The organism is Kitasatospora sp. NPDC058406, from assembly GCF_042722765.1.
In the GTDB taxonomy this organism is placed as follows: domain Bacteria; phylum Actinomycetota; class Actinomycetes; order Streptomycetales; family Streptomycetaceae; genus Kitasatospora.
This window is the reverse complement of sequence record NZ_JBHXKE010000285.1, coordinates 1-10,388: the sequence shown is the minus strand read 5'-3', so window position 1 is coordinate 10,388 and position 10,388 is coordinate 1. Positions and strand designations below refer to the sequence as shown.

At 75.5% G+C, this 10,388-nt stretch carries 10 protein-coding genes and 1 pseudogene; 5 read left to right on the top strand and 6 right to left on the bottom strand.

Going from position 1 to position 10,388, the window contains the following annotated elements:
- Positions 1-61: 61 nt before the first annotated feature.
- Positions 62-895: a LysR family substrate-binding domain-containing protein gene (locus ACFWOG_RS35645; RefSeq protein ID WP_380363475.1), complete on the bottom strand. Its 834-nt coding sequence runs from the start codon at positions 893-895 to the stop codon at positions 62-64.
- Between the two features lie 58 nt (positions 896-953).
- Here ACFWOG_RS35645 and ACFWOG_RS35640 point away from each other — a divergent pair, with 58 nt between their 5' ends.
- Both ACFWOG_RS35640 and ACFWOG_RS35635 read left to right on the top strand, forming a co-directional pair.
- Positions 954-1,388 carry a DUF5997 family protein gene (locus tag ACFWOG_RS35640; protein ID WP_329876817.1) on the top strand — a complete coding sequence of 145 codons (435 nt, stop codon included), beginning with the start codon at positions 954-956 and terminating at the stop codon, positions 1,386-1,388.
- A 458-nt stretch (positions 1,389-1,846) separates the two neighbouring features.
- Positions 1,847-2,575 carry a transglycosylase family protein gene (locus tag ACFWOG_RS35635; protein WP_380363472.1) on the top strand — a complete coding sequence of 243 codons (729 nt, stop codon included), beginning with the start codon at positions 1,847-1,849 and terminating at the stop codon, positions 2,573-2,575.
- A 112-nt stretch (positions 2,576-2,687) separates the two neighbouring features.
- On the opposite strand, the gene ACFWOG_RS35630 is transcribed toward ACFWOG_RS35635, so the two are convergent.
- Complete coding sequence (locus ACFWOG_RS35630) at positions 2,688-3,185, bottom strand: SgcJ/EcaC family oxidoreductase (protein ID WP_380363470.1); 498 nt, start codon at positions 3,183-3,185, stop codon at positions 2,688-2,690.
- A gap of 69 nt (positions 3,186-3,254) precedes the next feature.
- Entirely contained in the window at positions 3,255-4,307 is a 1,053-nt protein-coding gene (locus ACFWOG_RS35625; RefSeq protein ID WP_380363468.1) for an MBL fold metallo-hydrolase, read from the bottom strand.
- A 216-nt stretch (positions 4,308-4,523) separates the two neighbouring features.
- On the opposite strand from ACFWOG_RS35625, the gene ACFWOG_RS35620 reads away from it, so the two are divergent.
- From ACFWOG_RS35620 to ACFWOG_RS35610, 3 genes are all read left to right on the top strand, one after another.
- Positions 4,524-4,961 carry a hypothetical protein gene (locus ACFWOG_RS35620; protein WP_380363467.1) on the top strand — a complete coding sequence of 146 codons (438 nt, stop codon included), beginning with the start codon at positions 4,524-4,526 and terminating at the stop codon, positions 4,959-4,961.
- Positions 4,844-5,356 carry a helix-turn-helix transcriptional regulator gene (locus tag ACFWOG_RS35615; protein WP_380363465.1) on the top strand — a complete coding sequence of 171 codons (513 nt, stop codon included), beginning with the start codon at positions 4,844-4,846 and terminating at the stop codon, positions 5,354-5,356. Before ACFWOG_RS35620 ends, ACFWOG_RS35615 begins: the two co-directional genes overlap by 118 nt.
- A 119-nt stretch (positions 5,357-5,475) precedes the next feature.
- Positions 5,476-6,309 (top strand): GNAT family N-acetyltransferase, encoded by an 834-nt coding sequence (locus tag ACFWOG_RS35610; protein ID WP_380363463.1) that lies wholly within the window; start codon positions 5,476-5,478, stop codon positions 6,307-6,309.
- Positions 6,310-6,443: 134 nt separating this feature from the next.
- Here the strand turns inward: ACFWOG_RS35610 and ACFWOG_RS35605 are convergent, their stop codons facing one another.
- The 3 genes and pseudogenes from ACFWOG_RS35605 to ACFWOG_RS35595 form a co-directional block, all read right to left on the bottom strand.
- Positions 6,444-7,751, bottom strand: a complete 1,308-nt coding sequence (locus ACFWOG_RS35605; protein ID WP_380363461.1) for a M64 family metallopeptidase — start codon at positions 7,749-7,751, stop codon at positions 6,444-6,446.
- Between the two features lie 160 nt (positions 7,752-7,911).
- Positions 7,912-9,723: an amino acid transporter gene (locus tag ACFWOG_RS35600; RefSeq protein WP_380363459.1), complete on the bottom strand. Its 1,812-nt coding sequence runs from the start codon at positions 9,721-9,723 to the stop codon at positions 7,912-7,914.
- Between the two features lie 459 nt (positions 9,724-10,182).
- Positions 10,183-10,388, bottom strand: a pseudogene (locus ACFWOG_RS35595) (haloacid dehalogenase); the annotation flags it as partial.

The window sequence follows — 10,388 nt, the reverse complement described above, 5'->3', positions numbered from 1 at the left end:
GCCCGGAGCCCCCGCCACGGCGGTTCGACCCCGTGTGTCTCTCACGCTCCGGTCCGGCGCGTCAGCCCTTGCGCTTCGGGCGGCCTCGCCGGGCCGCCCCGGAGCTGCCGCCGGAGCCCGAACCCGAGCCGCGCGGACGCCCGCCGGCGGCCCGGTTCCCGGCCGTCCTGGCACCGGCACCGGTACGCCCCGCGCCCGCCTTGCCCCCGCCGGACCTGCCCGCGCCGGACTTCCCGCCGGCGGGCGACTGCTTCGCCGGCGCGGCGGCGGCCGGAGCGGTCTGGCCCCGGCCGCGCGAGCTGTTGACCGTCCGGCCCCGGACGATCCCGATGAACTCCTCCACCAGATCGGTGGTCTGCTCCTCCGGCCACGACAGCGCCACCTGGGACTGGGCCGCGTCCGGCACCGGCCGGAAGGTGAGGTCCCGGCGGTGGTGCAGCCGGGCCAGCGACTGCGGGACGAGCAGCACGCCCACCCCGGCCGCCACCAGCTCGATCGCGTCGGCCGTGCTCGCGGGCCGCTCGACGGCCGCCCGCCCGGGCAGCGCGTCCCATGCGAGGGTGTCGTCCAGCGGGTGGAAGACCACCTCGTCGGCCAGGTCGCCGAGGCCCACCTCCTCCGCCGCCGCCAGCCAGTGGTCCTTGGGGAACACCACGACCGTCACCTCGGTGTACAGCGGGATGGCGCTGAGGCCGGTCCGGTCGACCGGCAGTCTCACCAGGCCGGCGTCCGCTCCCCCGGCCCGGAGCGTCGGCTCGGCCTCGGCCGCCTCCACCGCGACCAGGCCGAGCGGGACGTCCGGCAGCCGGTCCGCCCAGACGCGCGCCCACTTGCCGGGCGTCACGCCCGGGACGTACGCCAGCCGGAACGAAGGTGTCACCTGCATCTCTGTCACCCGGGTAAGGCTACCGACCGTGGCAGGGGGTGCCGTCCGCTCGCTTACCCTGGTGACCATGACATCGCTCAAGCAGAAGACCACGCAGACCATGAAGCCGGCGACGGCGGCGAAGAAGCTCGGGGTCTACCTCGGCGCCACCCCTGCCGACTTCCAGTCGGGCGTGATCTCCCGCGAGGAGCTCACCGCCCTCCAGTCCGAGCCGCCCCAGTGGCTCCAGGACCTGCGCCGCAACGGCCCGCACCCGCGGTCCGTGGTGGCCAACCGGCTCGGCGTCTCGGTCGCGGGCCTGGCCCGCGGCGGCGTCACCGAGGCCATCACCTCGGAGCAGATCGACGCTCTGCGCGAGGAGAACCCGGACTGGCTGCAGCGTGAGCGCACCATCCAGGCCGAGGTGCGCCGTGAGACCGTGCGGGTCAAGGAGAAGCACGAGAAGGAGGAGAAGCAGCGGCAGAAGGCCGAGGCGGCGGCCCAGCGCGGCCAGGCCCGCTGACCGGCGGCACTCCGCTCCTTCCCGTCGCTCGTTCGGCCCTGTCCGTTCGTTCGAGTCCATCGCCCGTTCGGCCCTGTCCGTTCGTTCGACCTCGTCGGTCGCCCGGCTCCGGCCGGCCGACCGGCACCGGTTCGGCACCCGCCGTCCCCCCGGCCCTCCGGCGTTCGCGCCGGAGGGCCGTCGCACGTCCGGAACCGGCTCCGCCGGGAGGGCCCCGAGCACCCGCAGGTCGCACACGGCCGACCCGCCGTACGCCGTCGCACCACCCCGACCGACGAGAACGGCCCCGGCGGCCCGAGCGGGGCGGGCGGGCGGACCGCCGGCCGGGTGGCAGCGCGGAGCCGAGCGGGTGACCCGCCCGACGTGTCGGCGGCGACACGGCGACCCCGGCGTGCGTCGGTGGGAACGCGCCGCTCTCCAGCGGCGTGCGCCCCTGTCCCCGGACCTGAGAGCCGCCGATGCCCCCCACCGCGCAGCTGCGCCGCCTGCTCCCCACCGCCGTCTGCACCCTGGCCGCCGTCCTCGCCGCCCCGGCCGCGCACGCCGCGCCACCGGGCCCGGGAGGCGGAACGAGTGCGAACCGGGGGGCCGGGATCGACTGGGACCGGGTGGCGGCCTGCGAGAGCAGCGGGAACTGGCACGTCAACACCGGCAACGGCTACTTCGGCGGCCTCCAGTTCGACCAGCCCACCTGGCGGGAGAACGGCGGCCTCGCCTACGCCCCCCGCGCCGACCTGGCCACCCGCGAGGAACAGATCGCCGTGGCCCACCACCTCGCCGGGAAGCGCGGCCTCGCCCCGTGGCCGGTCTGCGGGGCCCGCGCCGGCCGGACCGGAGAGCGCCCGCCCGTCACCACCCGACCCGGGACCGCCCCCGCCCCGTCGGAGTCCGCCGACCACGCCCCGGCCGACACCACCGCCTCCGCCGGCGCGGCGTCCTCCGTCGACGCCGCAGACCCGGCCGACTCCACCGACGCCGGGACGGGCGCCGCCTCCGGTCCCGCCGCGCCGCCCCCCGCCGACCGTCCCGCCACCTGGACGGTGCGCGACGACGACACCCTCGACACCATCGCCGGCCTGCTCCGGCTGCCCGGCGGCTGGCCGGCCCTGTACGAGCGGAACCGCACCGCACTCGGCGACGACCCCGACCTGATCCGGCCCGGGCAGCAACTGGTCCTGCCGCTCTGACGCCCCGCAGCCGGCCGGCGCCCCCTCACCCGGGGACGCCGGCCGCTCCCGTTGCGGCCCTCGCCGAAGGGCGCGCGGCGCCACTGCGGACGCCGGAGCGCTCGCGCCGCCGTCAGGCCGCGGCCCTCGGGGCGGCCGGACGGGTGGCCGGACGAGTGGCCGGGCGGGCGGCGAAGGAGACGGCCTCCATCAGCCGCCGGTGCCCGGTCTTCTGGACGGCGGCGATCCGCCAGACCGCCTCACCGCTCGCCCACGCGCGGACCAGCGTGTAGGTGGCGACCTTGCCCAGCCGGCCCGGGCGGCCCTTGTAGGTGTCGCCGACGGTGACCACCACGGCGACGTCCGGCCCGTAGAAGCGGACCTCGGTGATCTCCAACGCCAGCCTGGTGCCCTTGAGGAAGGTCTCGAAGAGCTCCTGGTGGGCGCGCCCGATCTCCGCGCCGCCGCGGTAGACGGTGCCGAGGTAGGTGACGTCGGTCGCGTCGGAGGTGAACAGCTCGCCGTACGCCGTACCGTCGGCGCGGTCCCATGCGTCCCGGGCGCGCTCCAGCACGGCGCGGACCTCGGCGACCTCGGTGCGGTCGGTGCGGTCAGCAGGATCGACGTTCACAGGTGCCCCCCATAGAAACTTCCCAGAAGAAGTTACTTCTTCAAAGATTTATCTTCCTTAAAGAAGAGATTAGGCAGGGGAGGTCCACCCGTCAACCCGCGGGCGGACGAACGGGCGGTTGAGGTGCGCGGTGGCGAGGACGGCCCCGGTACGGCGGGCGTCGTCCAGAAGCCGCACACGGGTGCGGCGGGCCGTCGCGGGATCCGCCTCGAAGGCGTAGCCGACCTCCGGGGCGGCCAGCTGCACCGCGTGGACCAGGACGTCCCCGGTGACCAGCAGCCGCCGGCCACCGCCTTCGACCAGCACCGACTGGTGCCCCGGGGTGTGCCCGGGCGTGGGCAGCAGGGTGACGGCGCCGCCGGACCCGCGCCCAGCGGCACCCGCGAGCACCGTCCGACCGTCCGCCTCGTGCAGCAGTCCGGCCCGGCGCAGCGGCTCCACGACGTACGTCATCGCCGTACGGGTCGGGGCGAGCGCCGCGATCTCGGCGCGCTGCACCACGTACCGGGCGTTCGGGAAGACCGGCACGCCGTCGGGCAGGACCGACCAGCCGAAGTGGTCCTCGTGCAGGTGGGTCAGGACCACGGCCTCGACGTCCGCCGGCCCGATCCCGGCGGCGGCCAGCACCCGGGGCAGCCGGCCGGGAACGGGCGCCCAGGCCGACGCCGGGCTGCCGACCGGCCCGACGCCGGTGTCGACCAGGGTGACCCGGCCTCCGGGCCGGCGGACGGCGAAGCAGCGGAAGTCCAGCTCCCAGGTGTCGCCCGGGCCGAAGGCCGCCGGGTCGAGGTCGCGGGCCCGCTCCCAGTCGGCCGGGGAGGCGGCCGGGAAGACGGCCTGCCGGGTGCCGGGGAACGGGCCGTGCGCGTCCAGCAGGGCCAGCACCTCGTACCGGCCGAGCCGCCGCGCGGCTGCGCCGCCCCCGGCGGAGGACGCCACCGCCGAGGTCCCCTCGGCGGACGGCCCCGCACCGGACGACTCGACCCCGGACGGCTCGGCCCCGGACGGCTCGGCGGCGGACGCGGGCGGGCCGGCGAGCGACCAGAGGGCGGCGGTGCCGGCGGCGGCGAAAGCGCCGCGCAGGACCTGACGGCGGGCGGGGTGGTCGGACGGATCGTTCACCGGTGCTCCTCGGGGCTCTGGTCGGACGGGCCGGTGGCGCGGGACGGGACGGGGTCCACGCGGGGGCAGGTGGGCCGGCGCCCTGACCCCCGTCCGGGGCGCCGGCAGGACCAAGGCTCCCGCCGCGAGCCGCCCCGCGGCTTGTCGTTTCTTGCGCGATCCGTCCGTGCCCGCGCAACCGGCGACAGCCGCCGCCCGCGCGAGTAGGGTGCGCGCATGCCGGTCGACCGCACCTGCCTGCTGAACGGCGACGACCTGTACGTCGCGGACGTCCGCTGCCAGGACCCCCCGCACGGCTGGACGGCGCTGCGACCGGCCACCGTGTTCGGCCTGGTGATGGTGCGCCGGGGGCTGTTCCGGGGCCGGATCGACGGCGTCGAGCAGCTGCTCGACCCGACCACCGTCTACGTCGAGCGGATGGGCAGCGAGCAGCAGTTCGCGCACCCGTGCGGTGGCGACGCCTACACCGAGCTGGTGTTGTCCGAGCCGCAGGTGGCGGCACTGCTGGGCGGCGACCCGAGGTGCCGGAGGGGCTGGTGTTCACCACTCCCCGGACGGCACTCGCGCAGCGGCTGCTCACCGCCCGGGCGCGCGACGGCGCCGACTCCTTCGAACTCGCCGAGCGCGCCGTCGCGTTGGCCGCCGAGGTGCTGACCACGCTGGCCCCGGCGCGGGTGGCGAGCGGTCGGCCCGGCCGGGACGCGGACCGGCGCCGGGTGGTGGACGCCGCACGCGCCGCGCTGGCGGCCGATCTCGGACTGGGCCTGGAACAGCTCGGGCGGGCGGTCGGCTGCTCCCCGCACCACCTCAGCCGGATCTTCCGGGCCTCCACCGGCGAGGGCCTCGCCCGCTACCGCAACCGGCTGCGGGTCACCCTGGCCCTGGAACGGCTGACCGAGGGCGAGACACGGCTGGCCGTGCTCGCCCAGGAGCTCGGCTTCGCCGACCAGGCGCACCTGACCCGGGTCGTCGGTCGCACCGCCGGTCTGCCGCCCGGGAGGCTGCGGGTGCTGCTGGGGCCGGTCGGCTCGGTCCCGTCGTCCGCCTGACGGCCGCACACCGCTTCGTTCCGCTTCCCCCTCGCCCGCGCCCCCTGGTCCCGTCGTCCCGTCGGCCTCCCGTCGGCCCGGCCGGGCGGCGCGCGGGGCCGGGCGCGTAGGCTCGGCGGATGCCCACGATGCCGCCCCCGCTGACCCGCCTGCACGACCGCGAGGCGCTCGCCGACCGGTTCCGCCACGACCCGGAGCTGCACCTCTTCGAACTCGGCGACCTCGACGATCCGTTCTGGCCGCACACCACCTGGTACACCCTCGCGGACGGCTCGGACGACGGCTCGGACGAGGGCACGGGGGAGGGCCCGGTCGCGTTGCTGTACGGAGTGGGCGAGTTGCCCACCCTGCTCGGCCTCACCCGGCCCGAGCGGCACGGGCACCTCACCGAGCTGCTGCGCGCGATGGGCCCGGTGCTGCCGGACCGGTTCCTCGCCCACCTCACCGGCGGCGGCGCGGAGGCGCTCGCGCCCGGGTACCGCGTCGAGCACCGGACGGCGATGCTGCGGATGGCGCTCACCGACCGCACCGCCCTGAGCACCGGTGCCGGTTCGTGGCAGGTCGGCCCGCTCGGCGCTCCGGACCTGGCGGACCTGCTCGCCCTCTTCGCCGCCGGCTACCCCGGCAACTGGTTCGACGAGCGGATGCTGACGACCGGCCCCTACGTCGGGGTCCGGGACGCCGACGGCCGGCTCGTCGCGGCCGCCGGCGTGCACGTCCACTCCCCCGCCCACCGGGTCGCGGTGATCGGCAACGTCACCACCCACCCGGAGTTCCGCGGCCGGGGGCTCGCCGCCGCCTGCACCACCCGCCTCTGCGAGGTGCTGTCGCCGACCACCGACCACATCGGCCTCAACGTCCGGGCCGACCACCCGACCGCCGTCTCGCTCTACGGGCGCCTGGGCTTCACCACCGTCACCGCCATCGACGAGTGCGTGATCGCGGCAGTCTGACGGGCTGCCCGCACGCCGCCCGGGCCCGTCGGCGTCCGCGCGTGCGTCCCCCGTGCGTCCGTACCTGTGTGCGCGGAAAGTCGGACCGGCCGACTTCCCGCGCACGGGCGCACGGGTCTTCCCGTGTCAGGGCGTCAGCGGGTCACCGGCCAGGAGAGGGCGGAGGTGAGGCGGACCCGCAGGGCGGGGTCCAGGACGGCGGGCGTCGGGTCGGTGGCGGTGGCGGTGAGGGTGTGGACCCGGCCGCGCGGGCCGGGGAGCGGCACGGTGACGAGGTCGACGGCGGCGCGGCCCCGCAGCTGCCGGAGTTCGCGGCCGTCCAGGGACCACCGGACCGTGGTGCCCGTGACCGGGAGATCGACGGTGAGCCGGTCGGCCCTGGTGAGCGGGGTGCCGGCGGGAGTGGGGCTGGTGAGCGGGACGGCGTGCCGGTAGAAGCCGGCGATCATCGCCTCGCGGCCCGGCAGGTTGAACTCGCGGCCGAGCGACCTCATGATCGAGTTCTCCGTCGGCCGGTAGAGCCCCCTGGGGTAGTACCCGCCGCCCTCGTACGCGCCGACGACGCCGCCGTCCGGCGAGGTCCGGCCGAGCCAGCGGTACCACTTGGCGTGTTCGCGGGCCAGCCGGTCGGCGGGCAGGGTGCTGATGTTGGGCTCGCCCGGCTCCCCCTCCTCGGCCGGGTAGGTGTCGGTGCCTTCGTAGAAGTACTCGTCGGCGAGCTTGCCCAGCGAGTGGCCGGTCTCGTGCACGGCGATCTGCCCGGACCTGGCGTTGCTCCCGGCGACGGTGGCGATGCCGTCGTAGCCGAGCGGGGACGCCACGTTGTAGCCGGCGCCGCCGTACTTGGCGGTGTTGGCGACGACGAGGACGAGGTCGGCCCGGGGCGCCTTGGCGGCGTACCTCTCGACCGCCCCGGTGTCGACGCAGAGCAGCCGTTCGATGTCCTCGCACCAGAAGTAGGAGCCCAGCGCGGTGTTGCGGACGGTGGCACGGTCCGGGTCCCCGGTGATGCCGGAGTCGGTGGAGACGGTGGAGACGGCCCAGACGTTGAAGAGGCCGCGATAGGCGGCGTACGGCTCGACGGCGCTCGTCTCCTGCCACTTGGCGACGGCGTCGGCGCGGAACTTCTCCTGCTCGGCGGCGGTGTAGCCGTCACCGATGACGACCACGTCGAGCTTGTCGGCGGTCGCGCCGTTGCGGAGGATCGGGGTGACCTCGCCGTCCCCGGCGGCGGGTGCGATGCCCGGCCGGGCGTCGGCGAGGTACGGGGAGGTGCCGGGCACGGTCGCGTGGCCGGCGGGGCCGTCCTCGCCGAAGACCTCGACCCGGTGGCGCGGGCCGCTGCCCGGCTCGGCGGCGGAGCTTGCGGCCGGGACCGCCCCGAGGGCCGCGAGGGCCAGGGCGCCGGTCAGGACGATCGAGCCGAACCTTCGGTTGCGCACGGGAGTTGCTCCTCTGAGGGGGAGGGCCGGTGATCCGCCATGCTATGCACCTGACAACCCGTCGGCACAAGGCCCGCGCACCTTCGCCCCCTCCCCCCTCGCGAACCGGGTGCCGGGTCCCGGGTCCCAGCGGCGCCCGGGTTCCCGGCCCGCGTGCGTCTCAGCCCACGTGGACACGGGGCCGGCGCGAGCGGTCGGGCTCGGCCTCGCGCAGCACCTCGCGGGTGACCGGCGCGACCTCGCCCTGCCCGAACAGGAAGAACCGCAGGAACTGCGCGAACGGGTTGCCCTCGGTCCACTCGAAGTAGATGTGCGGCTGCTGCCCGGTCCGGTCCCGGGCGGTGAGCAGCAGCGCGGCCAGCGCGTTGGGCACGCTGGAACTCTCCAGCCTGAGCACCCGGTAGCGGTCGTGCAGCACCTCGCCGTGGACGGTCAGCACCGACTCGAACTCGGACGGGTCACGGACCGTCACCTCGACGAAGACCAGGTCGTCCTCGGCGGGGATGTCGTTGTCCGTCCGGATCTGCCGCTTCTTCTCCTGGTACTCCGCGAGGTCCCGGCGGTGGGGCTCGTTGGCGATCAGCCGCAGCGGCCGGTGGGTGTAGTCGCGGACGAAGCGCTCGGCGGCCTCGTCGAGCACGACGTCGGTGACCCGCAGCTCGAACGCGCGCTTGAGCCGGGAGAGCAGCGAGACCAGCACGATCGCGGCGATGAAGCAGGCTCCGATCTTCACGCCGTCGGGCCGCTCGGCGATGTTGAGCGCCGTGGTGTAGACGAAGACCGCCGCGATCACCGCGAAGCAGGCGGTCCGGCCCCGCTCGCGGGCGGCGTGGGCGGCGATGGTGACGGCGATGGCCGCCGAGCTGATCAGCACCAGCACGCCGGTCGCGTACGCGCCGCCCTGGGCGTCCACGCTGGCGTCGAAGATCCAGGTGACCAGGAAGGCGATCAGGGTCAGCACGATCACCATCGGGCGGACGGCGCGGGCCCAGTGCGGGGCCATGCCGTACCGGGGCAGGTAGCGCGGCAGCAGGTTGAGCATGCCCGCCATCGCGGAGGCGCCGGCGAACCACAGGATGGCGATGGTGGAGAGGTCGTAGACGGTGCCGAAGGCGTTGCCGAGGTAGTCGTGCGCCAGGTAGGCGAGCGCGCGGCCGTTGGCCTCCCCGCCGGGCTCGAACGCCTCCTTCGGGATCAGCAGGGTGGTGATGAGGCTGGTGGTGATCAGGAAGACGCTCATGATCAGCGCCGCGGTGGTGAGCAGCTTCCGCGCACCGCGGATCCGGCCGGTGGGGCGTTCCTCGGTGTCGTCCGGGTCGCCCTCGATGTGCGGCATCACGGCGACGCCGGTCTCGAACCCGGAGAGGCCGAGCGCCAGCTTCGGGAAGGTGATCAGGGCGACGCCGACCATCGCCACCACGTTGCCGTGCTCGGCGGTGAGCGCCTCCGTCCAGTCCGTCACCAGGGTCGGGGACTCGACGACGTGGTAGAGGCCGGTGACCACGACGACGACGTTGAGCGCGAGGTAGATCCCGACCAGGACGACGGCCACCCCGATCGCCTCGCTGAAGCCCTTCAGGAAGACGGCGCCGAGCAGGCCGACCAGGATCAGGGTGACCAGGACGTGCCGACCGGCGAGGGCGTCGGCCAGGTGCGGGTTCTCGACCATGTGGGCGGTGGCGTCCGCCGCGGACAGGGTGATGGTGATCATGAAGTCGGTGGCCGCGAAGCCGAGCAGGGCGAGCACGAAGAGCTTGCCCTGCCAGAACGAGAGCAGCCGCTCCAGCATCGCGATCGAGCCCTCGCCGTGCGGGCTCTCCCGGGCCACCCTGCGGTAGACCGGCAGCGCGCCGAAGAGGGTGACGGCGACGAGTACCACGGTCGCCACCGGGGAGAGCAGACCGGCCGCGAGGGCCGCGATGCCCGGCTGGTAGCCGAGGGTGGAGAAGTAGTCGAGGCCGGTCAGGCACATCACGCGCCACCAGGGGCGGCCCTGCTCGACCGGGAGCTGGGCGTGCGGGCCCGGGTGCTGCTTGGCCCGGTCGGCGAGCCCCTCCAGTAGCCAGGCCCGGCATCGCTGCCGGGCCGATGCCCCCGACGCCCCCGGTGTCCCCGGTGTCCCGGCACTCCGCCGCGCGGCGCGCCCCGCGCCGCCGGCCTCGCCACGGCCGCGGGCCCGGCCCTCGCCCCCGCCTTCGCCCCCTCCTTCGCCCTCGCCCGACCCGACCGCACCCGACGAAGCCACCCTGCACTCCCGTCCACGTCCCGAAGCCGCGCGCCGCCGGGGCGACGGCCAGCCGCAGGCTATGCGACCGGCCCCGTCACCTCCGGGAACGCCTCGGCGGAGTCCCCTCGTCGGTCCAGTCGTGAACGCCCGCGGCCCCGGAACCGGACGGTTCGGGGGCCGCGGGCGGCCGGGCGGCGACCCGGCTCAGCGGAAGGTGCGCAGGCGCAGGCTGTTGCCGACCACGAAGACCGAGGAGAAGGCCATCGCCCCGCCGGCGATCATCGGGTTGAGCAGGCCGGCGGCGGCCAGCGGGAGCGCGGCCACGTTGTAGCCGAAGGCCCAGAACAGGTTGCCCTTGATGGTGGCCAGGGTCCGGCGGGAGAGCCGGATCGCGTCGGCGGCCGAGCGCA